The 24,695-nt window shown below is 73.7% G+C and carries 25 protein-coding genes and 1 riboswitch; of the genes, 11 read left to right on the forward strand and 14 right to left on the reverse strand.

From position 1 onward, the window contains the following. Positions 1 to 1,598, forward strand: a 1,598-nt coding sequence (locus ACLQ2U_RS30980; protein ID WP_425754437.1) for an FG-GAP-like repeat-containing protein, incomplete at its 5' end; no start/stop codon positions are given. 77 nt (positions 1,599 to 1,675) lie between these two features. Here the strand turns inward: ACLQ2U_RS30980 and ACLQ2U_RS30985 are convergent. After that, on the reverse strand, positions 1,676 to 2,737 hold the full coding sequence (locus ACLQ2U_RS30985; RefSeq protein ID WP_425754438.1) for an App1 family protein: 1,062 nt from the start codon (positions 2,735 to 2,737) through the stop codon (positions 1,676 to 1,678). A 103-nt stretch (positions 2,738 to 2,840) separates the two neighbouring features. On the opposite strand from ACLQ2U_RS30985, the gene ACLQ2U_RS30990 reads away from it, so the two are divergent. Both ACLQ2U_RS30990 and yaaA read left to right on the forward strand, forming a co-directional pair. Further along, a complete protein-coding gene (locus ACLQ2U_RS30990) occupies positions 2,841 to 4,457 on the forward strand; it encodes a hypothetical protein (protein ID WP_425754439.1) in 1,617 nt (538 codons plus the stop codon). 22 nt (positions 4,458 to 4,479) lie between these two features. Next, the gene (yaaA, locus tag ACLQ2U_RS30995; RefSeq protein ID WP_425754440.1) at positions 4,480 to 5,274 is read left to right on the forward strand and encodes a peroxide stress protein YaaA; all 795 of its coding nucleotides are present in this window, start codon (positions 4,480 to 4,482) and stop codon (positions 5,272 to 5,274) included. Between the two features lie 162 nt (positions 5,275 to 5,436). Here yaaA and ACLQ2U_RS31000 read toward each other — a convergent pair whose 3' ends face one another. Further along, on the reverse strand, positions 5,437 to 6,075 hold the full coding sequence (locus ACLQ2U_RS31000; protein ID WP_425754441.1) for a class I SAM-dependent methyltransferase: 639 nt from the start codon (positions 6,073 to 6,075) through the stop codon (positions 5,437 to 5,439). A 244-nt stretch (positions 6,076 to 6,319) separates the two neighbouring features. Here ACLQ2U_RS31000 and ACLQ2U_RS31005 point away from each other — a divergent pair, with 244 nt between their 5' ends. Together ACLQ2U_RS31005 and ACLQ2U_RS31010 are read left to right on the forward strand one after the other, a co-directional pair. Further along, positions 6,320 to 6,991 (forward strand): hypothetical protein, encoded by a 672-nt coding sequence (locus tag ACLQ2U_RS31005; RefSeq protein WP_425754442.1) that lies wholly within the window; start codon positions 6,320 to 6,322, stop codon positions 6,989 to 6,991. Positions 6,992 to 7,138: 147 nt separating this feature from the next. Continuing rightward, a complete protein-coding gene (locus ACLQ2U_RS31010; protein WP_425754461.1) occupies positions 7,139 to 8,038 on the forward strand; it encodes a TAXI family TRAP transporter solute-binding subunit in 900 nt (299 codons plus the stop codon). A 4-nt stretch (positions 8,039 to 8,042) separates the two neighbouring features. Here the strand turns inward: ACLQ2U_RS31010 and ACLQ2U_RS31015 are convergent, their stop codons facing one another. Further along, complete coding sequence (locus ACLQ2U_RS31015) at positions 8,043 to 9,536, reverse strand: sensor histidine kinase (protein WP_425754443.1); 1,494 nt, start codon at positions 9,534 to 9,536, stop codon at positions 8,043 to 8,045. Between the two features lie 10 nt (positions 9,537 to 9,546). Next, positions 9,547 to 10,203 (reverse strand): response regulator transcription factor, encoded by a 657-nt coding sequence (locus tag ACLQ2U_RS31020; RefSeq protein WP_425754444.1) that lies wholly within the window; start codon positions 10,201 to 10,203, stop codon positions 9,547 to 9,549. Between the two features lie 111 nt (positions 10,204 to 10,314). On the opposite strand from ACLQ2U_RS31020, the gene ACLQ2U_RS31025 reads away from it, so the two are divergent. Continuing rightward, positions 10,315 to 10,653, forward strand: coding sequence for a DUF952 domain-containing protein (locus ACLQ2U_RS31025; RefSeq protein WP_425754445.1), 339 nt, complete (start codon positions 10,315 to 10,317; stop codon positions 10,651 to 10,653). A 219-nt stretch (positions 10,654 to 10,872) separates the two neighbouring features. On the opposite strand, the gene ACLQ2U_RS31030 is transcribed toward ACLQ2U_RS31025, so the two are convergent. Then, entirely contained in the window at positions 10,873 to 11,511 is a 639-nt protein-coding gene (locus tag ACLQ2U_RS31030) for a TetR/AcrR family transcriptional regulator (protein WP_425754446.1), read from the reverse strand. Positions 11,512 to 11,687: 176 nt separating this feature from the next. Here ACLQ2U_RS31030 and ACLQ2U_RS31035 point away from each other — a divergent pair, with 176 nt between their 5' ends. Further along, a complete protein-coding gene (locus ACLQ2U_RS31035; protein ID WP_425754447.1) occupies positions 11,688 to 12,581 on the forward strand; it encodes an ABC transporter permease in 894 nt (297 codons plus the stop codon). After that, positions 12,574 to 13,392 carry an ABC transporter ATP-binding protein gene (locus ACLQ2U_RS31040; protein WP_425754448.1) on the forward strand — a complete coding sequence of 273 codons (819 nt, stop codon included), beginning with the start codon at positions 12,574 to 12,576 and terminating at the stop codon, positions 13,390 to 13,392. The genes ACLQ2U_RS31035 and ACLQ2U_RS31040 overlap by 8 nt, the downstream gene beginning before the upstream one ends. 227 nt (positions 13,393 to 13,619) lie before the next feature. On the opposite strand, the gene ACLQ2U_RS31045 is transcribed toward ACLQ2U_RS31040, so the two are convergent. From ACLQ2U_RS31045 to ACLQ2U_RS31065, 5 genes are all read right to left on the reverse strand, one after another. Continuing rightward, positions 13,620 to 14,402: an alpha/beta fold hydrolase gene (locus ACLQ2U_RS31045; RefSeq protein WP_425754449.1), complete on the reverse strand. Its 783-nt coding sequence runs from the start codon at positions 14,400 to 14,402 to the stop codon at positions 13,620 to 13,622. 102 nt (positions 14,403 to 14,504) lie between these two features. Next, positions 14,505 to 15,338 carry a C39 family peptidase gene (locus tag ACLQ2U_RS31050; protein WP_425754450.1) on the reverse strand — a complete coding sequence of 278 codons (834 nt, stop codon included), beginning with the start codon at positions 15,336 to 15,338 and terminating at the stop codon, positions 14,505 to 14,507. Between the two features lie 237 nt (positions 15,339 to 15,575). After that, positions 15,576 to 15,717: riboswitch (cyclic di-AMP (ydaO/yuaA leader) on the reverse strand. 307 nt (positions 15,718 to 16,024) lie between these two features. Further along, the gene (locus tag ACLQ2U_RS31055) at positions 16,025 to 16,786 is read right to left on the reverse strand and encodes a hypothetical protein (protein ID WP_425754451.1); all 762 of its coding nucleotides are present in this window, start codon (positions 16,784 to 16,786) and stop codon (positions 16,025 to 16,027) included. A 157-nt stretch (positions 16,787 to 16,943) separates the two neighbouring features. Further along, on the reverse strand, positions 16,944 to 17,381 hold the full coding sequence (locus tag ACLQ2U_RS31060) for a hypothetical protein (RefSeq protein ID WP_425754452.1): 438 nt from the start codon (positions 17,379 to 17,381) through the stop codon (positions 16,944 to 16,946). A gap of 84 nt (positions 17,382 to 17,465) precedes the next feature. Continuing rightward, a complete protein-coding gene (locus tag ACLQ2U_RS31065; RefSeq protein ID WP_425754453.1) occupies positions 17,466 to 18,659 on the reverse strand; it encodes an acyltransferase family protein in 1,194 nt (397 codons plus the stop codon). Between the two features lie 233 nt (positions 18,660 to 18,892). Between ACLQ2U_RS31065 and ACLQ2U_RS31070 the strand changes: the two genes are divergently transcribed. Together ACLQ2U_RS31070 and pseI are read left to right on the forward strand one after the other, a co-directional pair. Beyond that, the gene (locus tag ACLQ2U_RS31070) at positions 18,893 to 20,020 is read left to right on the forward strand and encodes a glycosyltransferase family 2 protein (protein WP_425754454.1); all 1,128 of its coding nucleotides are present in this window, start codon (positions 18,893 to 18,895) and stop codon (positions 20,018 to 20,020) included. 127 nt (positions 20,021 to 20,147) lie between these two features. Then, the gene (gene pseI / locus ACLQ2U_RS31075; RefSeq protein WP_425754455.1) at positions 20,148 to 21,200 is read left to right on the forward strand and encodes a pseudaminic acid synthase; all 1,053 of its coding nucleotides are present in this window, start codon (positions 20,148 to 20,150) and stop codon (positions 21,198 to 21,200) included. A 60-nt stretch (positions 21,201 to 21,260) separates the two neighbouring features. Here the strand turns inward: pseI and ACLQ2U_RS31080 are convergent, their stop codons facing one another. The 4 genes from ACLQ2U_RS31080 to ACLQ2U_RS31095 are packed head-to-tail and all read right to left on the reverse strand — an operon-like array spanning position 21,261 to position 23,982. After that, the gene (locus tag ACLQ2U_RS31080) at positions 21,261 to 21,695 is read right to left on the reverse strand and encodes a hypothetical protein (RefSeq protein ID WP_425754456.1); all 435 of its coding nucleotides are present in this window, start codon (positions 21,693 to 21,695) and stop codon (positions 21,261 to 21,263) included. Positions 21,696 to 21,744: 49 nt separating this feature from the next. After that, the gene (locus ACLQ2U_RS31085; protein WP_425754457.1) at positions 21,745 to 22,491 is read right to left on the reverse strand and encodes an SDR family NAD(P)-dependent oxidoreductase; all 747 of its coding nucleotides are present in this window, start codon (positions 22,489 to 22,491) and stop codon (positions 21,745 to 21,747) included. Further along, positions 22,484 to 23,734, reverse strand: coding sequence for an AMP-binding protein (locus ACLQ2U_RS31090; RefSeq protein ID WP_425754458.1), 1,251 nt, complete (start codon positions 23,732 to 23,734; stop codon positions 22,484 to 22,486). Before ACLQ2U_RS31090 ends, ACLQ2U_RS31085 begins: the two co-directional genes overlap by 8 nt. Further along, on the reverse strand, positions 23,731 to 23,982 hold the full coding sequence (locus tag ACLQ2U_RS31095) for an acyl carrier protein (RefSeq protein WP_425754459.1): 252 nt from the start codon (positions 23,980 to 23,982) through the stop codon (positions 23,731 to 23,733). Before ACLQ2U_RS31095 ends, ACLQ2U_RS31090 begins: the two co-directional genes overlap by 4 nt. Before the next feature lie 88 nt (positions 23,983 to 24,070). Between ACLQ2U_RS31095 and ACLQ2U_RS31100 the strand changes: the two genes are divergently transcribed. After that, positions 24,071 to 24,580 carry a GNAT family N-acetyltransferase gene (locus ACLQ2U_RS31100; RefSeq protein WP_425754460.1) on the forward strand — a complete coding sequence of 170 codons (510 nt, stop codon included), beginning with the start codon at positions 24,071 to 24,073 and terminating at the stop codon, positions 24,578 to 24,580. Positions 24,581 to 24,695 lie beyond the last annotated feature (115 nt).

Genomic DNA, 24,695 nt, shown 5'->3' on the forward strand with positions numbered 1-24,695 from the left:
CGACGAACTGGAACACCGGCGCAAGCCGCACCCTGCGCGCCGCCGACATCAACACCGACGGCACCCCCGACCTCTGGGCCATCGGCACCGGCGGAGTCACCACCGCGTGGCACGTGACGGGCCTGGTCGCCGGCACCGGCGGTGCGAGCGGGACCGGCGCCATCACCGAGCAGCCGGACCAGACCCTCATCACCGCCGACCACGCCTGGCAACTCAACGACGCGGAGACCGGTGCGGTCGGCACCGTCCTCGACACCGCCGGCACCCTGCACGCCACCGGCAACACCGGTGTCACCTGGAGCACCGGGGACATGTTCGACCCGGACGCCGTCTTCAACGGCACCAGCGGCACCCTGACCACCCCGACGTCGGCGGTGAACACCAGCACGGACTTCACCGTCTCCGCCTGGATCAAGCCCACCGCCCTCGGCGGCACGGTGGTGTCCCAGAACGGCGCCAACACCGCCGGATTCAAGCTTTACACCGACGCGAGCGACAAGTCCTGGCGGTTCGCGATGCCGCGCACCGACGTCGCCGCGCCGACGTACGACACGGCGAGCGCCGGGGCCAACAGCGCCCGGGTGGGAGTGTGGACGCAGGTCACGGTCAACTTCCAGAAGTCGTTGAACCTGATGACGATCTACGTCAACGGGGCGAACGTCGGCCGGGTCAGCCACAGCACCGTCTTCAACGCCACCGGCGGGCTGCGGATCGGCAGTCACAAGACCGCCGCCACCACCTACGGCGGCTGGTTCAAGGGTGAGCTGGCCTTCGTCCAGACCTGGAACGAGGCGTGGAGCATCGCGCCTGCGCCGAAGGCGCGCTACGCCAACATCGTCGCCACCAAGACGGACGGCTCGCTCTGGTACTACCAGAACACCGCCAACATCTCCCAGCCGTACGGCTACGGCAACCTGATCGGCAGCGGCTGGAACGGCTTCGACCGGGTGATGACCGGTGACATCAGCGGTGACACCTACCCGGACATCGTCGGCACCAAGCCGGACGGCACGCTCTGGTACTACGGCAACAACGGCAACCTCAACCCGGGCAAGCCCTACGGGTACGGCCGGGTTGTCGGCGAGGGCTGGGACCAGCTGCCGAGGACCATGGTCGGCGACATCAACGGCGACGGGTACGGCGACATCATCAGCATGCGGTCCGACGGCAACCTGATCTGGCACCACAACCGGTGGGCGACCAACTCGACCGCCCCGTTCTACGGTAGCGGTCTCACGATCGGCACCAGCTGGACCGTGTTCAACCGGATCATGGCCGGCGACATCAACGGCGACGGGTACGCCGACATGATCGCCACCAAGTCGGACGGGACGCTCTGGTACTACCCGAACAACTACGTCAACAACCCGAGCTGGCCCTTCACCACCGCAATCCAGATCGGCACGGGCTGGAACGCGTTCAACCGGATCCTGCCGGGCGACGTGAGCGGTGACGGCTACGCCGACCTGGTGGCCACCAAGTCCGACGGAACCCTCTGGTACTACGGCAACAACATCAACACCAACACCAACGGCAAGCCGTACGGATACGGGCGCCTGATCGGCACCGGCTGGACGGCGTACAACCGGATCTTCTGATCCGTACCGGTGGAGGGGCCGGTCGTGGCGCGAGCCGCGACCGGCCCCTCCACCGTGCGGTCGACCGAACGCCTATGTCAGACCAGGCCCGCGTCCCGCAGCAGCTTCCAGAGGCCGGCGCCGTCCGGCGCGGAGAGCCACTTCTGCCCCACCGGTCCCGCGGACGGGCGGTCGGGCGGGACGGGGAGGCTACCGGCGAGCACCGACTGGGTCGGCGAGAGCCGGCGGATCGCCACCCCGGCGACGTTGTCCGGGTGGGCGGCCGCGAACTCCCGGTAGATCTCCTGGTCGTGCTGCCCGTCGTCACCGATCAGCAGCCAGCGGACCTCGGGGAACTCGCGGGCCAGCCGGGCCAGGGTGGCCCGCTTGTGCTCCCGGCCGCTGCGGAACCAGCGGTCCGCGGTCGGCCCCCAGTCGGTGAGCAGCAGCGGCCCCGCCGGGTAGAGGTGCCGGGAGAGGAACCGGGTGAGCGTCGGCGCGACGTTCCACGCGCCGGTGGAGAGGTAGAAGACCGGCGCACCGGGGTGCGCGGTGACCAGGCGCTCGTAGAGCACCGCCATTCCGGGCACCGCCGCCCGGGCGTGCTCGTCGAGGACGAAGGTGTTCCAGGCGGCCAACAGGGGCCGGGGCAGCGCGGTCACCATGACCGTGTCGTCGATGTCGGACAGGATGCCGAACCGGACCTCCGGGTCGAGGACGCGCACCAGCGCCTCCACCGGTTCGGCGTCGGCCACGCTGAGGCGTACCGAGGCCCAGCCGGGGGTGAGGTCGGCCTCGACCACGGTGTCGACGAAACCACTCCGGTCGGCCCGGGCCTCGTGGATGACGCCACCCGCCTCGACGGTCACCGTGACGTGCTTGGCGGGCAGCGTGGTGAAGCTGCGCCAGCCGCGGACCTTGTCCAGCCGGACCCGCTGCCGGGTGTCCGGCCGGCCGAGCAGCACCCGGCACATCACCCGCGCCCAACCCGGGGCGCCGTAACCGGCGTACGCCACGATGTTCATCTGCCACCCGGTGCGCCGCAGCCGACGCTCGACCAGCTGGTGCACGGCATCCTCGATCCGCGCGGCCCGGTGCAGCGTGGGTACGGCCAGTTGGCCAGCGGGAGTGGGTGGCACGGTGCAACCCTGCCACAGCATTGCGGAACCGGCCAGGCGAGGCGGTGCCGGCTGACCGGATCGCCCCCGCCCCGGGCCCGGGGCGTGAAACACTCCGGTCGGGACGACGACGGGGGCGTTGGTCGTGTCGACACCTGTACCGCAGCACGGCGCGTGGCGTCGGCGGCTCGACCGGCCGGCGTTCGTCGCGCTGCTGCTCGGGGTGGCGGGGGTGGGCTACCGGCTGGTCCTGACCCTGCTGACCGTCCCCAACGGCAACAGCGACGAGGCCACCTTCGGCCTGGCCGCGCTGCACATCGCCGCCGGCCGCGAGCGCCCGGTCTTCCTCTACGGCCAGCACTACATGGGGATGGCCGAGGCGTACCTGGCGGCCCCGCTGGTGGCGCTGGCCGGGCCGGGCTGGCCGGTGCTACGGCTGCCGCTGGTCGCGCTCTACGCGGTCTTCCTCTGGCTGTCGTACCGGCTGACCCGCCGGCTGTACTCCCCCTGGTTCGCCACCTTCACCGTGGGGCTGCTGGTGCTCGGCACCGAACGGGTGGTGCGGGACCAGCTCACCATGGTCGGCGGGCGGCCCGAGGCGAAACCGGCGGTGCTGGCGGTGCTGCTGATCGCGGTGGGGCTCGCCGAGCGGCGGGTCACCCACCGGTGGGCCGCGGTGGGGCTGGCCGGCCTGCTCGCCGGGCTGGCGCTCTGGTCGGACTGGCTGATCGCGCCCTACCTGGCGGTGGCCGGGCTGCTGCTGCTCTACGTGCTCCGCCGGGAGCTGCTCGGCTGGTCGGGTGCGCTGCTGCTGGTCGGGTTCGCCGTCGGACTGGCACCGATGGTGCGGGACAACCTGGTCGCGTCGCCCGGGCAGGACTCGCTGTCGGTGTTCCGGGAGATCAGCTCCGGGACCGGGCCGGTGCCGCCCTGGTCGCAGCGGTTGAGCGGCGGGCTGCTGGAGGGCGTGCCGCTGGCCACCGGGCTCTGCCCGGTGACCGGCTGCGCCCGGTGGCAGGAGTGGTTCGGCGCGCTCTACCCGTTCCTGCTGGTGGCCGCCGCCGGGCTCGCCCTGGTCGGGTACCGCCGGGCCGCGGGCGCGCCGACCGCCGTCCGGGTCCGGCCGGTCGCCCACCTCACCCTGGTCGCCGGCGCGGCCCTGACCCTGCTGTCGTACGTCCGCAGTTCGCTCGCCGGCACCGATCCGCTGACCAACGCCCGCTACCTGTCGGTGCTGCAGATCTCCCTGCCCGCGGTGCTCTGGCCGCTCTGGCTGGCCGCGGTCGCCTGCTGGCGGGGCACGGTCGGCGCGGCGGGCCGGCTGGCCGGGGCGACCGCCACCGCGGTGCTGGCCGCGCTCACCGCCACCGCCGTGGTAGCCACCGGCCTCTTCCTGACCGCCCTCGACGCACCGCGCTCCGAGGAGCGGCGGGCCCGCGAGCTGGCCGACGCGGTCCGCCGCACCGGCCTGCGCGAGGTGTACGGCGACTACTGGACCTGCAACCGGCTGACCTTCAACACCGCGGAGGAGGTGGTCTGCGCGGTGCTCGACGGCGACCTGTCCCCCGGGCAGAACCGCTACCGGCCGTACTGGCGGCAGGTCGGCGAGGCCGCGCGCCCCGGTTACGTGCTGCCGGCCGGCTCCCCCGCGGAGCGCCGGCTGCGCCGGCTGCTCGGCGACCGCGCGGACGCCGCCGCCGTGGTCGAGGTCGCCGGGTATCGCGTGTACCACCCGCCGGCCGCCGTCCGACCGTGGCGCTGACCCCGGCCGTACGCTTCCAGGCGTGCTCATCCTGCTCCCGCCCTCCGAGGGCAAGGCCGACGCCGGCACCGGCCGCCGGCTGGACCTGACCCGACTGTCGCTGCCCGAGCTGACCCCGGCCCGCCAGGAGGTGCTGGCCGCGCTGATGGCGCTCAGCGCCGGCGACGAGGAGGCCGCGCTGGCCGCCCTCGGGCTCAGCGCCGGCCAGCGCGGCGAGCTGGCCCGCAATGCCCGGCTGGACCGGGCCGCCACCGCGCCGGCCGGCCAGGTCTACACCGGGGTGCTCTACGAGGCGCTCGATCTGGCGTCGCTTCCGGCGCCCGCGCAACGGGCGGCCCGCCGGCAGGTGCTGATCAGTTCCGGGCTGTGGGGCGTGGTACGGCTCACCGACCGGATCCCGCCGTACCGCTGCCCGATCGGCGGGAAGCTGCCCGGGATCGGCGCGCTGTCGGCGTACTGGCGGCGGACCCTCGCCCCGGCGATGGAGGCGGCGGCCGGTGACGGGCCGGTGCTGGACCTGCGCTCCGGCGCGTACGCGGCCACCTGGACGCCGCGCGGCGCGGCGGCCGCGCGGACGGTGACCGTCCGGGTGCTGCACGAGCGGGAGACCGACGGTCGGGTGACCCGGACGGTGGTCAGCCACTTCAACAAGGCCACCAAGGGGCGACTGGTCCGGGACCTGCTGGTCGCCGGGGCCCGGCCACGCAGCGCCGCCGGTCTGGTCACCGCGCTGCGCGACCTGAAGTACACGGTCGAGGAGCAGTCGGTGCCGGCCGGTCGGCCCCGGCAGCTCGACGTGGTGGTGACCGAGCTCTAGCCGCAACGCCGTTCAGTTAGGCGGTGTGGTCGGCTGTCAAGGCGTGTCGATATGTGAGGGAGCAACGGAGCCCGGTAGAGGGGGCTGTCCTCCAAGACATGGCTGCCGGCTGGAGACGCGGTGGTGGCGGAAGTCGCGGCGGCGTCCGCGCGACGCGCAGGGTCATCCGGGCTGCACGCCGGCGGCCCAGATGTTCGCCGACCACGGCCAGCCGTCGGGCAGCAGGCCGCTACAGGCGTTCCAGGTACGGGCGGCGAGCCGGTACGAACTGCCGGACAGGTCGCGCCGGACGCGGGAGTTCGGCATCGTCGGTCCGCCGCTCACCCCGGTGCGGATGTCGACCAGGCCCGCGGTCGCGAACGCCGTACGCAGCGAGTCCTCCGACATCACCCGCAGGTTGTGCGTGGCGAGCGTTTCCGGGCTGAACCGTCGCAGGAGCGCGACCAGCGCCGGGTGCGCGTAGTTCGGCACCGTTACCGCTGCGACGCCGCCGGGCCGGAGGAAGCGCCGGTGGTGCGCCATGATCTCGGCCGGCTCTTCGAAGTGCTCCACTAGGCCGAACGAGACCACGAGGTCGACCAGCGGCAGCTCGGCCGTACGGACGTCGCCCAGATAGAGGTCCGCGGGGATGCCGGCTGAGCGAAGCAACCTCCGGGCGGTCTCCAGGCCCTCGGGCGCGAAGTCGACCCCGTGGTATCGGTGCGCCGGCCGTAGTTGGTGCAGCTGAGTCCGTTTTCGAGCAGCAGGGGACTGCTGGCGCGGGCAGGGCGATGCTGACGGTCGTACCGGCACCCAACTCACTGGTCACGCTGATGGCGCCGTCGTGGTCGGTGACGATCTGCCTGGTGATGGCGAGACCGAGTTGGCCCAGCAGCAGCAGCGCCCGGTCATCCGGCCCGGCCAGCTCCAACTGCTCACGAGCCTCCTCGAACGGCGTTGGCTCTAGGCGAGGCGCAAGATTTCCTCAAGGCTCGGCCGGATGGCTGGAACCGGACCGGGCGGCGGGTCACGGTAAAGGGACCCGACGCCGAGGAGGAGCGGTCCGATGGTCACCGAATCCACGCTGCTCGACCGGCCCCGCGTACCCACCTCCCCGCCGCCGCCGCTGGACCGGCTGAGCCTGACCGACGCGTTCGAGGTGGCCTGCCTGGTGCGCTGTACCCCGCCACCGGCGGTCACCGGGCGCGGCCCGGTCGAGCCGTACCGGGGGGTGGCGGAGTTCAACCGGGAGGACGCGGCGCTGCGGATGCGGCAGCTGCTCACCCGGCTCGACGTGCCGGTGGAGCACGAGGTGACCGGCGGCGGCCTGCGCCGCCGCTACGAGCTGCACCGGCTGCACGTGCCGCGGGAGCACCGGGCGGCGTACGCGACGTTGCGCGAGTTGGGCTGGCGGCAGGGCCGCCGCGAGCTGCTCGGCGGGCCGGCGGCCGGCGCGTCCCCGGCGCGGGCGGTCTGGCGGTCCCGGCTGGCGGCGGCGGCCTGGCGGTCGGCGCTGCTGGCCGGCGGGCGGCACGTCCGCCGGCACATCCTGGGGGTCCGGCTGACCGACCGGGAGCTGGCCGCGGTCCTGGTCCGCTCCGCGGCCCTGTTGGACGTCCCGGCGCTGCTGCGTCCGGGCGCCGGCTGCTTCGTGGTGAGCGTGGCCGATGGCCCGGACCGGTTGCGGATCATCGAACAGACCGCCCTTGCCCCGCCCCGGGCGAGCGCCCGCGGCTGACCGCGCGAGGGGCCCGACCGGTGCCGCCCGCCGGGACGCCGGGCCGATCCGGCTTGCGCCGAGGGCGGTGCGCGGCGCAGAGTGCAGCGCGTGAGCCGTTGCTGGTCCGCCCCCCGGCGGCGTGCCGCCGCCGGTACGGCGTTGCTGATGGTGCTGGCCGTGGCGACGGCCGGGCTCGGGGCCTGCCGGGATTCCCGGGCCGAGCCGATGCCGATCCGGATCGCCACCGGCAGCCCGACTGCGGTCTACTACGCCTTCGGCCAGTCCCTGGCCGCCATCCTCAACCGCGAGCTGCCCGAGGTACGGGCCAGCGTGGTGGTCACCGCCGCCTCCGCCGAGAACATCCGGCTGGTCGGCTCCGGCGCGGCCGAACTCGGCTTCAGCCAGGCCGACGTGCTGGACGCCGGGCCGGCCGGGCCCAAGGTGCTCGCGGTGGCCCGGGTCTACGACGACCTGCTGCACCTGGTCACCACCGCGGGCGGTCCGGTTCGGACGGTCGCCGACCTGCGCGGCCGGCGAGTCTCGGTGGGCGCCGCGGGCTCCGGCACCGAAATCACCGCGACCCGGTTGCTGGACGTCGCCCGGCTCGGCGGCGACCAGGTACGCCAGGAGCACCTCGGCCTGGACGCCTCGGTGGCCGCGCTGCGGGCAGGGCGGATCGACGCCTTCTTCTTCTCCGGCGGCCTGCCGGTGCGGGCGGTGACGGAGCTGGTCGCCGCCTCGGCGACCCGGATCATCGACCTCGGCGAGTGGACCGAGCCGCTGCGCCGCAGCTACCGCCAGGTGTACGTGGCGCGGGACATTCCCCGCTCCGTGTACGGCGTGGATCCGGTGACCACGGTGGCGAACCCGAACTACCTGATCGTCCGCGCTGACCTGCCGGAACCGCTGGTCCGGGAGATGACCCGGCTGCTGATGGAACGCCGCGCGGAGCTGGCCGCCGCGCATCCGGCGGCGGGCCGGATGAGTCCCCGCTCGGCGATCGCCACCACGCCGCTGCCGCTGCACCCAGGCGCCGCCGCCTGGTACCGGTCGGTCAAGCCCTGACCGTTCAGCTCCCGCCGGGCGGGACGCCCGCCGGGGCGACGTCGTCGGACCCGGGCGGGACACCGTCGCCAGGCACCGGGGCGTCGCCCTCCGCCGGACCGGAAGCGTCGTCCGCCGGGCCGGTCGCCCCGCTCTCCGGCGCCGGGAACCACAGCTCCGCGACCAGGCCGTGCGGCTCCCCCGGCCGCATGGTGAGCCGCCCGTCCGAGGCGTCGACCAGCACCGCGACGATGGTCAGCCCGAGCCCGGCGCCGTCGATGTTCTGCACGTCCGGCGCCCGCCAGAACCGCTCGGTGGCCTGGTCCAGCTGACCCGGGGTCATCCCGGGACCGGTGTCGCGCACCTCCAGCACGGTGCCGCCGTCGGCGGGCCGGACGCTCACCGTCACTTCACCGGCGTCCCCGCTGAACTTGACCGCGTTGTCGATCAGCGCGTCCAGGGCCTGGTCCACGGCGGTCGGCACGGTCCGGGCGTACACCGGGCCGCCGGCGGTCAGCCGCAGCGTGACCGACCGGTGCCGGGCCAGCGGCCGCCACGCCGCCACCCGGGAGGCGGCCACGGCCGCGGCGTCGACGGTGACCTGCTGGTTCTCCTCGCGCTCGGCCCGGGCCAGGGTGAGCAGCGCGTCGAGCACCAGCGCCAGCCGGTCCGTCTCCTCCAGCGCCAGCCGGTGCTCGGCGCGGCCCTCCGGGTCGGTCAGGCTCGGCCCCAACTCCTCCACCCGCAGGCGCAGCGCGGTCAGCGGGTTACGCAGCTGGTGGCTGGCGTGCGCCACGAAGGCGCGCTGCCGGTCCATCACGTCGGAGACCACGTCGGCCATATTGTTGAAGCTGACCGCCAGCCGGCGCAGCTCGGGCGGCCCCAGCCGGTGCTGCACCCGGGCGCCCCGGTCCCCCTCGGCGATCTCGTGGGTCACCGCGTCCAGCTCGGTGACCGGGCGCAGCACCCAACCGGCCAGCCCGAACGCGGTGGAGACGCAGGCCAGCACGACGAGCAGCCCGATCCCGGCCAGCAGCAGCCACCAGGCGGTGACCGTACGCCGCAGCGCGCCCACCGGGGTGGTCGTGACCACCGCGCCGAGCACCTCGCCGCCGTCGTTGATCGGGACCGCGACCACCAGCGGGCCGTCAACCCAGGGCCAGACCGACTCCGGCTCGCTGAACTGCTGACCGGCCAGTGCGGTATCCAGCGCCGACCCGGTGTTTCCGGCCGGCCGCCAACCGGGCGACCCCACCACCGTGTGGCGGTCCCGGTCGACCACCGCCGCGCCGATGCCGTACAGCTCGTCGTAGCTGCTCAGCTCGCCGCCGAGCGGCCCGGGCACCCCCTCGCGCAGCGCCGGCCCGGCCAGTGAGGCGAACCGGGTCGCGTCGGCCAGCCGGTCGGCGCGAACCCGGTCGGTCTCCCGGGAGGCGAGGGTGAACGCCAGCGGGGTCTCCAACGCCAGGAGCACCAGCACCATCAGCAGCAGGTAGCTGATGACGAGTCGACGACGCACCAGCCGCCCCTCACTCGCCGCGGAGCCGGTAGCCGACCCCGCGTACGGTCTCCACCAGCCGGGGGTCGCCGAGCTTGCCGCGCAGCGACCCGACGTGCACCTCGACGGTGTGCCGGTCGGCCCAGGTGGTCCCCCAGACGTCGAGCAGGATCCGGTCCCGGGGCACCGCCACCCCGGGCTGACGGGCCAGCGACAGCAGGATGTCGAACTCCTTGCGGGTCAACGCCACGGTCCGGCCGGCGACGCTGACCGTCCGGCCGGCGACGTCGATGCGTACCGCCCCGACCTCGATCAGGTCCCGCTCGGGCACGGTGTGCGCGGCGCGGCGCAGCACCGCCTCGATCCGGGCCTGGAGCTCCACCATCGAGAAGGGCTTCACCACATAGTCGTCGGCGCCGAGCCGCAGGCCGAGCACCCGGTCCCGTTCCTCGCCCCGCGCGGTCACCGCGATGATGCCGAGCTGGCTGCTGCGCCGGCGCAGCTCGCGGCAGACCTCGGTGCCGTCCCCGTCGGGCAGGGTCAGGTCGAGCAGGACCAGGTCGCAGGGGGCGGCGGAGAGCGCGGCGGCGACGGTGGCGGCGTGTTCGACCTCGTACCCGCGCCGGGACAGCGCCGAGGTGAGGGCGGCGGCCACCCGTCGGTCGTCCTCGACCAGCAGGATGCGCACCGGTGATCCCCCTTCGTCGTAGGGATGACGTGCGAATGGTGGCAGAAGCACCGGCCCCGCGGTACCGGGGGAAACGGTGAGGGACCAGACGGCGGCCCGTAGGCTGCCGGGATGATCTACAAACTGCTGCCGACCAGCGAGTGGGAGCAGGCCGAGGCCACCGGGTACGTCCCCGGCTCGGCCCTGGACCGCCAGGACGGGTTCATCCACCTCTCAGCGGGTGACCAGATCGTGGAGACCGCCCGGCGGCACTACGGGGGCGCCATCGGGCTGACCCTGCTCACCGTCGACCCGGAGACGCTCGGCGACGACCTGCGCTGGGAGGAGTCCCGCGACGGCGCGTTCTTCCCGCACCTGTACGGGCCGCTGCCGCTGACGGCGGTCACCGGCGCGCAGCCGCTGCCGGTGGACGTGCCGGCAGCCCACGCGGTGGCGGAACTGCTGGACTGAGCGCGGATGCGACGGGGCCCGGGACGAACGGTGTCGCCCCGGGCCCCGGATGTCGGTCGGGCCAGCGGCAGAGCCGGCCGATCTCCTGCTGGAACCGTTCCATCGGGTTCGCCTCGGCCGGGCCGAGCAGGTAGGTCGTCGGCCGCAACCACCCCCGCACCGGGTCCATCGGATGGCGTGGCGGTGTCGCCTAGGCGATGTGACGTGTGGCGATACCTGTCACCGCGGCGCCGGCACCTCCTGCGGCCGGGACGCCGCGAGGTCGGCGGTCAGCCCGGCGGCCACCGACTCGACCAGGAGGTCGAGGTAGCTCGGGGTGAGCGGGGCCCGGGTGATGGCGAGCCGCCAGTAGAGCGGGCCGACGATGAGGTCGACGGCGGCGTCCGGGTCGGTGCCGGCGGGCAGCTCACCGCGCTCCACCGCCCGGCTGATCAGCCGCCCGCAGATCTCCTGCTGCTTGGTCCGGAGGAGCTGCTGCAACGTCTGGTCGATGGTCGGGTTGCGGGCCGCCTCGGCGAGCAGGTCCGGGATGATCTGCGAGGCCAGCGGGTGGCCCAGCGCGACCGCCACCACCTGGAACAGCAGCGCCAGGTCGCTCCGGAGGCTGCCGGTGTCCAGCGCGGGCAGCTTGTTGCCGGCGGCGGCCACCACCGTCTCCAGCACGAGGTCGAGCTTCGAGTTCCACCGCCGGTAGATCGCCGTCTTGCTGACGCCGGCCCGGCGGGCCACCGCCTCGATGGAGAGCCGGCCGTAGCCGACCGCGGCGAGCTCCTGCATCAGCGCCCGCCGGATCGCCCTGGTGATGTCGCCCCGGAGCACCGCGGCGCCGGCCGGCGTACGCCTCTTTTCGCTGGTCATCGGGGACTCTTCGCACCTGTCACGTGGGCCAATGTAGCGCAACGACGGTACGGTTGCGTCCCGACGTGTTATGGACTACCGTCCACGCAGCGACGAGGCGGCCTCCCCACAGCTCATCCTGTAGATTCCATCGTCGCGCGATCCCGTTGAACACGAAAGATCGGAGCGCCCTACCCATGGCCACCACCGCGCTGGTCGACCCCGAAACGGGCCTGACCCAGGCGCAGCTGGCCGCTCGGCACGGACTGCGGGTCGCCGGCGAGCGCCCGTCCCTGGCCGAGTACAGCCGCCAACTGTGGGCCTACCGGCACTTCATCGCCGAGTACGCCAACGCCAAGCTGGTCGCCTCGTTCAGCAACGCCCGGCTGGGCCAGCTCTGGCAGGTGCTCACCCCGCTGACCAACGCCGCGGTCTACTGGGTGATCTTCGGGGTGGTGCTCCAGCAGCAGACCATCCCGAACTTCATCGCGTACCTGACCACCGGCCTGTTCATCTTCAACTTCACCCAGAGCGCCGTGCAGGCCGGCACCTCGGCGATCAGCGGCAACCTGGGCCTGATCCGGGCGCTGCACTTCCCCCGGGCCAGCCTGCCGCTGGCGATCGTGCTGACCCAGTTCCAGGAGCTGCTGGCCTCGATGCTGGTGCTGATCGGCATCGTGCTGGTCACCGGTGAGCCGATCACCGTCGAGTGGCTGGCGCTGATCCCGGCCCTGCTGCTCCAGGCGGTGTTCAACGCCGGGGCGGTGCTGACCGTCGCCCGGCTGGGGTCCCGGGCCACCGACCTGCGGCAGGTCATCCCGTTCGTGATGCGCACCTGGATGTACGCCTCCGGCGTGGTCTACAGCGTGACGCTCTTCAACAAGCTCCCGGACTGGGCGGCCACCCTGGCGCAGTACAACCCGATGCTGGTCTACATCGAGCTGGCCCGGTACGCGCTGCTGGAGCAGGCTCCGATGCTCAACGAGTCACTGACCCAGCTCTGGCTGGTGGCGGTGGGCTGGGCGGTCGTGGCCGGTCTGGGCGGTTACTTCTACTTCTGGCGCGGCGAACAGGAGTACGGCCGTGGTTGAGCACTTCGAGGCGTCCAACGACGCGACCCTGACGCTGCCCCTGGTCGAGGAGCGGATCCCCACCGTGGTGGTGGACGACGCCCACGTGATCTACCGGGTGCACAAGGGCGCCGCCGGCGGCACCACCCCGGTGGCGGCGTTCCGGCGGCTGGTCAAGCGCACCTCCGCGCCGAACATCCAGGAGGTGCACGCGGTCAAGGGGGTCTCCTTCACCGCGTACCGGGGCGAGGCGGTCGGACTGATCGGCAGCAACGGCTCCGGCAAGTCGACCATCCTGCGGGCGATCGCCGGCCTGCTGCCGGTCAACCGGGGCGCGGTCTACACCCAGGGCCAGCCCTCCCTGCTGGGCGTGAACGCGGCCCTGCTCAACGACCTCTCCGGCGAGCGCAACGTGACCATCGGCTGCCTGGCCATGGGCATGTCGCCGGAGGAGGTGGCCCGCCGGGGCCCGGAGATCATCGAGTTCTCCGGGATCAACGAGCGGGGCGACTTCGCGAGCCTGCCGATGCGGACGTACTCCTCCGGCATGGCCGCCCGGCTGCGCTTCGCCATCGCGGCGGCCAAGAAGCACGACGTGCTGCTGATCGACGAGGCGCTGGCCACCGGCGACGAGGGCTTCCGCAAGCGCAGCGAGCAGCGAGTCCGCGAGCTGCGGGAGGGCGCCGGCACGGTGTTCCTGGTGAGCCACCAGCTCTCCTCGATCCGGGACACCTGCGAACGGACGATCTGGCTGGAATCGGGCGTCATCCGGATGGACGGGCCGACCGACGAGGTGATCAAGGCGTACGGGGCCTTCGCGAAGCGAAAGTAGCCTGACAGTTACCGTGCGAAGCCGACACGGCGTCCGGGAACCGCGTCGCCCCGTGGGGGTGGCGCGGTTTCCCTGCTGCGGCGTGACATGTCCAACGTGGACGACGTGCTGACCCGGCTGCTGGAGACCGATCCGCTGGGGCGCGCCTCGGAGCGCGTCGACCGCGACGGCGCCGGGGCCGCCCAGCCTCACTGATCATGAGGGTTGGCGGGGCCGCCCGCCGCGGCTCACAGGTACGGGTCGAGCAGCGCCAGCACCGCCGCCGGGTCCTCCACATGCGCGTTGTGGCCGAGGCCGGGCAACGTCACGACCGGTACGCCGAACGCCGCCAGCTGCGCGTCGCTGACCATCGGGTCATGCTCGCCCCGGGCCAGCAGCACCGGGACGTCCGCGCTGGCCAGCAGGGCGGGCAGGTCCGGGGCGCCGACCGCGAACGCGGCCGGATCCATGGCCAGCCGCCACCGCCCGTCCTCGGCGCGCAGGCCGGCGTCGACCACCGGGTGGTCCGGGGCGAAGAGCCCGCCGAGACCGGACACCCTCAGGTAGCGGCGGGCGGCCTCGTCCCGGCTGGCGAACCAGGTCGCCGGCCGCCCGGCCAGCTCGGCCGCCTTCGCCAACTCGGCCGGCGACCAGACCGCCTTGATGCCGAGCCCGACGACCGCGTCGACGGGCAGGCCCGCGTCGCGGGCGGCGAGCGCCAGCGCGACCACCCCGCCGAGCGAGTGCCCCAGGACCACCAGCCGCTCCCCCGACCGGCGTCCCTCCGATCCCACCCCACCCGGGGCGGCGCCGGTGACCGGTTCCAGCCCGGCGGCGACCCGGTCGGCGAGACCGGCGAAGGTGTACCCGGGTAGCGGTGACGACCAGCCGTGGCCGGCCAGGTCCGGGGCGAACCAGCGCCCCGGCCAGCGGTGCTCCAGCAGCGGCGCCCAGGGCAGCCAGACGTCGCCGGTGGCGCCCATCCCATGCAGCAGCAGGAGGATCCGCCGGCAATCCGATCCGTCGGTCATGGGCCGCAGTGTGCCACCGTCCGGCCATGCCCCGCGAGCCCCGGGAACGGCGACGGGCGCCGGCCCCCAGGGGAGCCGGCGCCCGGTACGCGCAGGGTGGGATCAGGCGGAGTAGCCGCGGGTGGCGATCCAGTTCGCCAGGTCGATGGTGCTCATCCAGTACGACGGCAGGCTCGGGTCGGCCGAGTCGGCGATCCGGACGGTCCGGCCGTCGTTCTTGTAGCCGACCACGGCGATGTAGTGGCCGCCGGGGAAGGAGTGCCAGCCGCCATTGGAGTCGGTGGCGCTGCCGGCCACGTTGGCCACCACGCCACGCTTGTCGGTGATCGCCTTGACCACGTCGGTCTGGAGCCGGTCGATCTGCGCCGAGCTCGGGGTGCCCTCGAACATCCGGGTCCGGTACGGGTTGCCCTTGACCATTTGGTTCAGCCCCCGGGTGGTGTCCTCGGCCGAGTTGGTGCCCATCTCGGTGGTGCCGAGCGGGCCGGCCAGCTCGTCCTGGGTCCGCTCGACGCCGGCCGCGCTGAGCGCGTTGCGCACCGCCGCCGGACCGCAGTTGAAGTAGGTGGTCTGAGCCTCGTAGTTGTAGCTGAGGACCTTCGTCGACGGGGGCTTCGGCGCCGCCTTGCGGGTCAGGTCCGGGTCGGCCGCCTTGGCCTTGGTGGCGCTGGCCGACGGCGAGGGGCTCGCCGAGGGGCTGGCCGAGGGGGTGGGGGCGGCGACGCGGGCCTGGCTGCGGGTGGCGACGTCGCCCAGCCGCGGGGCCGCCTCGGCCACGGCGGCCGAGGTCTGCTGCCGGACCGGGGCCTCGTCGGTGCCGGCGAGCAGGGCGGCGGTGCCGGACGCCAGCACGAGGGCTGCGGCCGAACCGGCGACGACCTGGTACGAGCGCTCGGTGGCCAGACGCCGCAGCTGCCGCTTCATGTGGTGCTTCACGGGTGTTCCTCCACGGTACGAGGGCGGGAGCGGGCGCGCCGGACCGGCACGTGGCGGTGTGTCACGCGCGGGATCAGGGCCGGTGCGGGACCGCTCAGCGGGGGGATCGCCCGGTCGGTGCCGGGCAGCGGGGCGGATGCCGGAATCAGCGCGCTACTGCGCAGCGGACCGGCGACGGCACCCCGGCACCGAGGCGGGGGAACACCTGCGGGGTGGGATCGAGCTGCACGAGGATGGAACTCCTTCCGACGCCGCCGACCGGGTTAGCTGACGGATTCGGGCGGGAAGAACGCCCTACCACGGGCCGTGGCCCGCGGATTCACCCCAGGACTGCTTGGGTCCCCGGTTCGTGGTCTCCACGATTGAGCGGGTCCGCGCGGCGTCGCCTCTTGCGATCGGAAACCGCACCGGACCGAGGCGACATTACTGGCCGGTTCGCGGCCAGCCAAGCACTCCCACCTGCGTAAACATGATCGGGGCGAGAAATTTCCGGTGCAGTTCGGCACTGACGTCACTCAATGGGACGGCGTTCGCTCACGACGCCGCCGGGCGACAACCGGACAGGCCGGCGACAATCACCGAAGATCGTTGCCGTCGATGTCGCCGGCTGTACCGGATGACCGGTTCGGCGCGGCCGTGACCGGGCTCACGGTATTCGCGGTAACAATTCGGCCCCTTTTCTCCTATCAGCCCACCCGAGCCGGGCGCCACCGCGCCGCGGGCACCGTCCGCGCCACCACCGACGCGCGCCGGGCCGGCACCCGGACCGGCCGCAGCCGCTCCGCCGCCGCGTACGCCTCGACGGCCAGCGCCCGGGCCGCCTCGGCGGCCAGCTCGGCGTCCCGCCAGGCCGACCGCTCCCGCTCGGTCGCCGACCGGTACGCCTCCCGGCGGCCGTCGCGTACCGCCCGGGCCAGGAGCACCTCCTGCTCGACCGGGTGCCGACGCGGGTCCCAGCCGTCCCGGTGCGCGAAGACGTCCCGCAGCTGCGTCAGCGACAGCTCGCCCCGCCAGTGCGCGGCCACCGCGGCCCGGTGCACCCAGCGCTCCCGGCCGGCGTACTCGGCGGGGGTGCGCGGAGTACGCGGGGTGGGCAGCGCGGCGGTGCCGGTGAAGCGTCGGGCGACCCCCTCCGCCTCGTCGTACGCCGACCAGGCACGGTCGACCTCCTCCTGGGCGGTCAGCCAGGCGTCCCGGCGACGCCGGGCCGTCTGCGCGGCGCCGGCCGCCGCGACCGCGACCTCCTCGGCGTACCGGCGCAGGTCGGCCATCTCCGGCGCGGCGTCACCCGGGAGCGGCTCGACGGGCGCCCCCTCGTCGGCCGGGCGGTCCCGCTCGGGGCGGGCGACCACGACGGTGAGCCCGGTCAGGGCGAGCACGAGCAGGGCGGACCAGATGGCGGCGGCCGTCGGGACCTCGATCAGGAACTGGTAGAGGACGGTGTTCATGGTCGGCTCCTCACGGGACCGGGATGCGGCAGAGGAGTCCGCACGTGGCCCGCGAAGCCGGGCGCGGCCGTCAGCGGCGGCGCCCGGACCTGATCGGGCGGGTGCGGGAGGTGAGGTTCGGGGAGAGGTGTGCGCGGCTCGGCCCCCGCGTGGGCGGTCAGGCCGCGGGCGGCGCGCGTGGCCCCGAGGCGGCCGGGGAGAGCCCGGCGAGGGCCGGGAGCGGCGCGGTCGTCGCCCCGGCCGTGGCGGCGGCGCGGTCGGCCACCCCGACGGCGTCGGTCGGGCCGGCGTGCCGGTCGGTGAGACCCCCGGCGCCGGCGAGGGGCGAGTCGTCGGCCGGGGCGGCGATCGTCGGAACCGACCGGGCGACGGAGGTGGTGAACGACAGGGCGGTGGACGCCGTGGCCGGGGCGGCGGGCGGACCCGCGGTCGCCGGGAGCGACACGCCCAAGGGCAGGGCCGCGGCCGGCGCGACGTCGTCGGGCAGGGCCGGGCCGCTCAGGGAGAGCGCCATCGCCACGGCGAGGCCGGTCAGCAGCCGGGAAATCCAGCGCGTCACCCACCACAGGGGACTGGTGAGCGCGACCGGGAGCACGGGGCCACGCTACCGCCGATGCCGCCCACCCGCAGCGGCCGGGCGTGTCGCCGCGCCGACCGGGCCGACCAGGGTGGACACCGCTCAGCGCGGGTCGCGCCGGCCCGCGTACTCCACCGGACGCCCGGTGGTCAGGTCGTCGGCGGCCGCCCGCGGCGCCGGCACGGTCGCCGCCCGGGGCGCGGACGGCCCGGTGGCCGGCCGGCGGCGGGGTGACAGCCGGCGCATCATCGGCGTCTCGACGAACCGGTGCAGCAGTCCGGCCAGCACCAGGTTCACCGCCAGGAAGCCGAGCACGACCAGCGGGCCCCACCAGCCGGGCAGGCCGGAGCCGAGGTGGCCGGTCAGCCGGAGCGCGGTGACCATCACCAGGACGTGCACCAGGTAGAAGGCGAAGGAGACCTCACCGAGCCAGACCATGGTGCGGTGCCGCCACGGCGACGGGCGGCCGCGCACGTCCGCGTCGGCCGCGGCGGTGATGAGCAGGATGTACGCCGCCGACAGGATCGCCGCCCAGAGTTCGGCGCGGATCCACTGCGCGGCGACCACCCAGGTCGCCACGAAGATCAGGCTGGCCAGCGGCAGCCCGGGCCCCCGCCACCGGCCGCGCCGCATCAGCTCGGCGGCGGCGACCCCCATCCAGAACTCCAGCGAACGCACCACCGGGAAGATCTGGGTGAACCACCAGGCACTCTCGGCCGGCACCAGCGACTGGCCGGGCCAGAGGGCCACGATGAGCAGCGGCACCGCGACCACCACCGCCCAGAGCGCGACGGCGGGGGCCCGCCGGACCGCCGGCAGCACCAACGGTAGACAGAGGTAGAAGAACAGCTCACAGGAGAGCGACCAGCTCACCGTGTTGATGCTGTAGAAGTAGCCCGGCGTGGGGTCCCAGGCCTGCACGAGGAAGAGGTTCTGCAACGCCGCGCGGGGCACCACCGGATCGGCGAACCACCACATCACCAGCAGCGCCGCGGCCCAGGTCAGCACATGGTTCGGGTAGATCTTCGCCAGTCGCCGCCGCCAGAAGTCGCGCCGTCGCTCACCGTCGCGGGCCGACCAGACCAGGACGAATCCACTGAGGATGAAGAAGAACTGCACCCCGGAGAGGCCGAGGGTGAACAGCCAGTCGACGACCGCCTTGGCGTCGGGCTGGCCGACGATCCGCATGGTGGCGGCGTGGTAGCCGAAGACCAGCATCGCGGCCACCCAGCGCAGCCCGGTCAGGGAGGGCAGCCGGCTGGCCCGGGGCGCCGGCACAGCCGTCGCGCTCGTCATGCCGGGCACCCGACCGCCGCCACGCCCATCCGCACGTCCCCTCCCTCCGGCCGGGGCCGTCACCGCGGCGCGGCCCCGGTAGGACACCGGTCGGTGCCACCCGGCCGGCACCCTACCGGCACGGCACGGACTACCATTCGATAACCCTTCGGCCGGCCGCTGTTAAGGAGATACTTTTGCGCCGGATACGTCAGGTTCGGGACTCGTCCACCCCAGAGGTCCAGGGTGACGGCGTGGTCAATCCGTCCGCGCGGCCCCCCTTACTCAGCGTCATCGTCCCGGTACACGGAGTTGAGGCGTACCTGCACCAGTGCCTCGACTCGATCCGCGAGGACGTGCCGGCGGGCGAGGAGGACGCGGTCGAGATCGTCGCCGTCGACGACGCCTCGCCGGACCGGTGCGGGGAGCTGCTGCGGGCGTACGCCGCCGCGCACGACGGGGTGCGGACGGTCCACCTGACCAGCAACGTCGGCCTGGGCCTGGCCCGCAACGCCGGCCTGGAGGTGGCCACCGGCGAGTACGTCTGGTTCGTGGACAGCGACGACTGGCTGCCGGCCGGGACGATCCCGGCGGTGCTGGACCGGCTCCGCGCCCACTGGCCCGACGTGCTGATGCTCGACCACCTGCGGGTCTACGAGGACGGCCGGCAGGAGACCGACGCCAGCAGCCCCCTGCTGCGCGGGGTGCCGGACGTGGTCCGGCTGGCCGACCGGCCGGACCTGCTGCGGGTGCAGCACACCGCCTGGAACAAGGTGGTCCGCCGGGAGTTCATGGCCGAGCTGGAGCTGCGCTTCCACCCCGGCTGGTACGAGGACATCCCGTTCAGCCACCCGCTGCTGATCGGCGCGGAGAAGATCTCCGTGCTCGACCGGGTCTGCTACCTCTACCGCCAGGGCCGGCAGGGCGCGATCACCTCCACCCGCAGCGGGCGGCACTTCGACGCCTTCGACCAGTACGACCGGCTGCTCGACTGGGTCCGCCGCCGCCACCCGCACCCGCAGCTCGAGGCCGAGCTGTTCCAGCTGATGATCAGCCACATGCTGGTGGTGGTGGGCAACGACGACCGGCTGCACCCGCACCTGCGCCGGGCCTTCTTCCACCGGCTGGCCGAGCAGTACCGCAAGCACCTGCCGCCGGGCGGCTATCCTCGTCCGGGTGGGGTGGCCGGACTCAAGCACCAGCTGGTCGGTCGGGACGACTACGTCGCCTACGCCGCGCTGCGCCAGGCGCACCGGCTCGCCGGCCGACTGCGCCGCCCCGGCGCTCCGGCGGCCGGACCGTCGGTTGTGCCGGCGCAGGGCGGACCGGTGGCGGACGCGCCCGCGCAGTCCGAGGCGGGGGCCGGTCGCGACACCCCGTGAGGGTGCGCGTGGCGGGTGAAGCGCCGGGAACCGGACCGGCTCCCGGCGCGGTGGTTTTCCAGGTCGTCCTCGGACGACGACGTAAGGGCCGCGCTCCGGCGCGGACGCAGGTGAACAGAGGTCGGAAATGACGGCGACAGTGAAGATCGGACCGCACGCGGTCGGCCCCGGGGAGCGCCCCTTCGTGGTCGCGGAGATGTCCGGGAACCACAACGGCGACCTGGACCGGGCGCTGGCGATCGTGGACGCGGTCGCGGCCAGCGGCGCGCACGCGCTCAAGCTCCAGACCTACCGGCCGGACACGATCACCATCGACGTCGACACCCCCGCCTTCCGCATCTCAGGCGGACACGAGCTGTGGGGCGGCGAGAACCTCTACCGGCTCTATGAGAAGGCGCACACCCCGTACGAGTGGCACGCGCCGATCTTCGAGCGGGCCCGGCAGCGTGGGCTGACCGTCTTCTCCTCCCCGTTCGACCCCACCGCCGTGGAGCTGCTGGAGGGGCTGGACGCGCCGGCGTACAAGATCGCCTCCTCGGAGCTGGTCGACCTTCCACTGATCAAGCTGGTCGCGAGCACCGGCAAGCCGCTGGTCATCTCCACCGGCATGGCCACGGTCGCCGAGATCGACGCCGCGGTGCGCACCGCGCGGGAGGGCGGCGCCGGCGGCATCATCCTGCTGGCCTGCACCGCCTCCTACCCGGCGCCGCCGGCGGACAGCAACCTGCGGCGCATCCCCGTGCTGGCCGACACGTTCGGTGTGCCGGTGGGCCTGTCGGACCACACCCCCGGCATCGGCGTGCCGGTCGCCTCGGTGGCCCTGGGCGCCTGCTTCATCGAGAAGCACGTGACGCTGGACCGCGCCGACGGCGGGGTGGACTCGGACTTCTCGCTCAACCCGGCCGAGCTGACGGCCCTGGTCGTCGAGTCGGAGCGGGCCTTCGCGGCGCTCGGCGGGACGGTGATCGGCCCGACCCCGGCCGAGCGGGAGGGGCTGCGTTTCCGCCGCTCGCTCTTCGTCGTGGAGGACGTGCGCGCCGGCGACCCGGTGACCACCGCCAACGTCCGCTCGATCCGCCCGGCGGGTGGCCTGCCCCCGGCCGAGATCGACAAGGTGGTCGGCCGGACCTTCGCGGCCGACGTGGCCAAGGGCACGCCGCTGAGCTGGGACCTCATCTGACCGGTACGTGACCGCTGCCCCTCGCCCCGTTTCCCGACGGGTCGGGGGGCAGCGTCGCGGTCAGGACGGGTGGGACAGCGGCGCGAAGGCGACCGTGACCACCAGATCGGCCAGGCACAGGGTCCGCCACACCGCCCGGTTGTCCACGGGTACGGCCAGCCCGTGCCGCCGCCACCAGGCCGCGACCGGCACGTCGGCCAGCTTGCACAGGCTCTCCGCCCGGGTCCAGCGGGCCCAGAAGTCGGCGTGCCCGAAGCGCCGGGCCAGGGCCGGCGGGACCTCGGCGTCGGCGCGCTCGGCGTCCACCGCGACCCGCCATCCGGGCGTCGGCGGCCCGTACCAGCCGACGCAGCGGCCGTCGTCCAGGTGGCTGCGGGTCAGCGCGGCGGCCACCTCGGCCGGGGCGCCCACCCGCAGGTGGCGTTCGGCGGCACCGAGCAGCGCCGGCACCGGGCGCGTCCCGGCCGGCCGGCCGTCGGGGTCGGAGAGTGCCACCGGCCCGGATCCCCGCAGGGACCCGGGCCGTGGTGCCGAACGGTCCGGCTCAGATGGAGGCGGCACCGTCGACCACGAGGACCTGGCCGTTGATGTTGGTCTGCTCGCGCAGCAGCATCCGCACCACCGGCACGACCTCCTCCGGCTCGGTGAGGTGGCCGGTGGGGGTACGGCGGACGATCTGGTCGAGCTGGGTGCTGCCGAGCACGGCCGACATCTCCGAGGCGAAGAAGCCCGGGGCCACCGCGTTGACCAGCATCCGGCCGCCCAGCTCGCGGGCCATCGACCGGGTGGCGGCGTCCATGCCGCCCTTGGTCGCCGAGTAGGCGACCAGGCCCGGGTAGCCGCGCTGCGCGCAGATCGAGGTGATGTTCACGATCCGACCGCGCAGCCCCTTGCCGAGCATCCGCCGGATCACCAGGCGGGTGAGCTGCAACGGCGCGGTCAGGTTGGTCTCGATGATCCGGGCGATGTCGCCGGTCGAGGTGTGCACGTGCAGGGAGTCCTGGCCGACGGCGGCGTTGTTGACCATGCCGTCGATCGGGCCGAGCCGCTCCTCCACCTCCCGGACGAAGGCCTGGGCGGCCTTGAGGTCGGTGACGTCGACCGAGCCGACGTGCACCCGGTCGGGGTGCTCGGCGGCCAGCTTCTCCAGCTCCGGCGTGACGGTGCGGGCGAAGGCGGCCACCTTGACACCGGCGGCGAGCAGGTCGGTGACGATGGCCAGGCCCAGGCCCCGGGACCCGCCGGAGACGAGGACGACGGTGCTGGGCGGAACGAGCGTGGAATCAGACATCGCTCTTCAGGGTCTCCTTGACGGGAATCTCGGTCAGCATGCGGATGCGGCGCGGCACCGCGTATTCGGGCAGGCGGTCGGCGCACCAGCGCACCAGCGCGGCCTCGTCGAGCGGCGGGGTGGCCGGGTCGGCGGCCGGCGTCGGGACCACCTCGGCGACGACCATCTTGCCGAGCACCGGGGCCCGGCGGCCGGTCACCCGCGCCCAGGCCACCTGGGGGTGCGCGGTGAGCACGCCCCGGACGAGGCCGGCGGAGACCTTGCTCCCGCCGACGTTGATCTCGTCGGAGTCGAGCCGGCCGGTGATCAGGACCCGGTCGTCCACGATCTGGACCCGGTCACCGGTCCGCACCGGGCCGTCGAGCCCGGCGCCGTGGTACGGCGAGGTGATCACCAGCTCCTCGTCCACCACGGAGATGGTGGGGCGGCCGGGGGTCTCCCGGTCCAGCCAGTCGACCGGGAAGCCGGCGCGACCGTCGTGCACCACGATCGACGCGCCCACCTCGGAGGAGGCGTAGATCCAGGAGATCCGGGCGGTCGGGAAGAGCTCCCGCAACTGGTCGAGGACGGCCTGGTCGACCGGCTCGCCGCCGAGGGTGAGCTGGCGCAGCGGCACCCGGGCCAGCGCTGCGGCGTCCCGGTGCAGGGTACGGCGCCAGAAGGTGGGCGTGCCCGAGGCGGCGTCCACCCCGTGCGCGGCGGCGACCGCCGGCCAGTCGTCCAGCTCGTCCGGGTCGACCACCACCAGGTGCTGCCCGGGCTGGGTCAGGGAGAGCGTGACCACCTGCCACCAGGCGTACGTCCCGGGGGCGTACGGGCAGAGCCAGGTCCGCTCCGGCTGGGCGCCGCGCACCGTGGTCAGCGAGTCCAGGGTGTGGCCGACCCGCTTGGGCCGCCCGGTGGAGCCGGAGGTGAGCAGCCAGAGCCGGCCGGCCTCGGCGGCGCGCGGGCGGACCGGCGGGACGGTCTCCGGCACGCCGTCGGTGAGCACGGTCACCGCGAAGCCGGCCTCGCCGAGCTCCTCCCGCATCGCCGCGTCCACCCGACCCAGGGTGCTCAGCAGCAGCTCGGCGCCGTGCGTCGCGTGGTGCCGGGCCGCGGTCAGGGCGTCGGCGGAGGTGGCCGCGAGGACCGCCGCGGGCACCGGCAGCTCCGGCGCGGGCAGCTCCCGCCAGGTACGGGCGACTCCGCCGAGGACGATCCGGTTGTCCAGGCCGGCCGGGCGCGACGTCGCGACGGTCACTGGTGCTGGAGCTCGACGAGGAAGTCGAGGACGTCGGCGATGGTGGCGATGCGACGCAGGCCGGGGGCGTCGAAGTTGAGCTCCTCCCCCGTCTCGTCCTCGACCCGCAGGGCCAGCTCCGAGAAGTCCAGCGACCGGAAGCCGATCTCGCGCAGGTCCGCGGCGTCGTCGTCCGGGAGCACCTTGTCCTGGTTCTTCAGCACCTGTGCCATGAGGTCGCGAATCTGCGCGCGACTCAATTCGTTCATGGGCCGGAGTCTACAGCCCGACAATTGGCCTCCCCTTTTACCGGGTAGGGTCGCCGGGACCGGAGGAGCCGACGGGAATGAGGTCGAGGTGCTGCGCGACGCGACGGAGGACGACGTCAACCTGATGTTGTCCTGGCGTAATCAGGAGACCAACCGGCAGGTCAGCAAGACCCACCACGAGATCACCGCGGCCGAGCACGCGGCGTGGTGGTCGCGGGTCCGGGTCGACCCCACCCGCCGGGTCCTGATGTACGTCCGCGACGGCGTGCCCTGCGGCGTGGTCACCTTCTTCGACCTGAGCCCGGACGAGCCGCGCACCGGCTCCTGGGGCTTCTACCTGGACGCCGACGGCCTGGCCGAGCGGGGCGAGACGCTGCCCGCCTGGCTGGAGGTGATGCGGGAGGCGGTGGACCACGCCTTCGACGAGCTGAAGCTGGACCGGCTCGAGGGCGAGGTGCTCGGCGACAACACCGTGGTCCGGCAGATGAACCGGCGCTTCCGGTTCGTCGAGGGAACCCCCGAAACACAGGTCCACGACGGGCGGGAAATCACCGTGATTCCGATTTCCCTGGACCGGGAGAACCGTCGCCGACGGTGACACCGCAGTCGTGGGGGGGGGGGGGGGGCCCCCCCCCCCCGGCGCCCCCTGGTCGGGCACCTCCCGGCGTACGCGCAAAGCCCGGTCAGTCGACCCGCCGGCGCGCTCCCGGGCC

The sequence above is a fragment of the Micromonospora sp. DT47 genome, assembly GCF_049844475.1.
GTDB lineage: Bacteria > Actinomycetota > Actinomycetes > Mycobacteriales > Micromonosporaceae > Micromonospora.

What these genes read in the sequence shown, in the direction of transcription:
- ACLQ2U_RS30985 (WP_425754438.1), bottom strand. Translation starts at nt 2,737, where the DNA reads ATGCTGTGGCAGGGTTGCACCGTGCCACCCACTCCCGCTGGCCAACTG.
- ACLQ2U_RS31005 (WP_425754442.1), top strand. Translation starts at nt 6,320, where the DNA reads ATGGTCACCGAATCCACGCTGCTCGACCGGCCCCGCGTACCCACCTCC.
- ACLQ2U_RS31010 (WP_425754461.1), top strand. Translation starts at nt 7,139, where the DNA reads ATGGTGCTGGCCGTGGCGACGGCCGGGCTCGGGGCCTGCCGGGATTCC.
- ACLQ2U_RS31025 (WP_425754445.1), top strand. Translation starts at nt 10,315, where the DNA reads ATGATCTACAAACTGCTGCCGACCAGCGAGTGGGAGCAGGCCGAGGCC.
- ACLQ2U_RS31030 (WP_425754446.1), bottom strand. Translation starts at nt 11,511, where the DNA reads ATGACCAGCGAAAAGAGGCGTACGCCGGCCGGCGCCGCGGTGCTCCGG.
- ACLQ2U_RS31035 (WP_425754447.1), top strand. Translation starts at nt 11,688, where the DNA reads ATGGCCACCACCGCGCTGGTCGACCCCGAAACGGGCCTGACCCAGGCG.
- ACLQ2U_RS31045 (WP_425754449.1), bottom strand. Translation starts at nt 14,402, where the DNA reads ATGACCGACGGATCGGATTGCCGGCGGATCCTCCTGCTGCTGCATGGG.
- ACLQ2U_RS31055 (WP_425754451.1), bottom strand. Translation starts at nt 16,786, where the DNA reads ATGAACACCGTCCTCTACCAGTTCCTGATCGAGGTCCCGACGGCCGCC.
- ACLQ2U_RS31065 (WP_425754453.1), bottom strand. Translation starts at nt 18,659, where the DNA reads ATGACGAGCGCGACGGCTGTGCCGGCGCCCCGGGCCAGCCGGCTGCCC.
- pseI (WP_425754455.1), top strand. Translation starts at nt 20,148, where the DNA reads ATGACGGCGACAGTGAAGATCGGACCGCACGCGGTCGGCCCCGGGGAG.
- ACLQ2U_RS31085 (WP_425754457.1), bottom strand. Translation starts at nt 22,491, where the DNA reads ATGTCTGATTCCACGCTCGTTCCGCCCAGCACCGTCGTCCTCGTCTCC.
- ACLQ2U_RS31095 (WP_425754459.1), bottom strand. Translation starts at nt 23,982, where the DNA reads ATGAACGAATTGAGTCGCGCGCAGATTCGCGACCTCATGGCACAGGTG.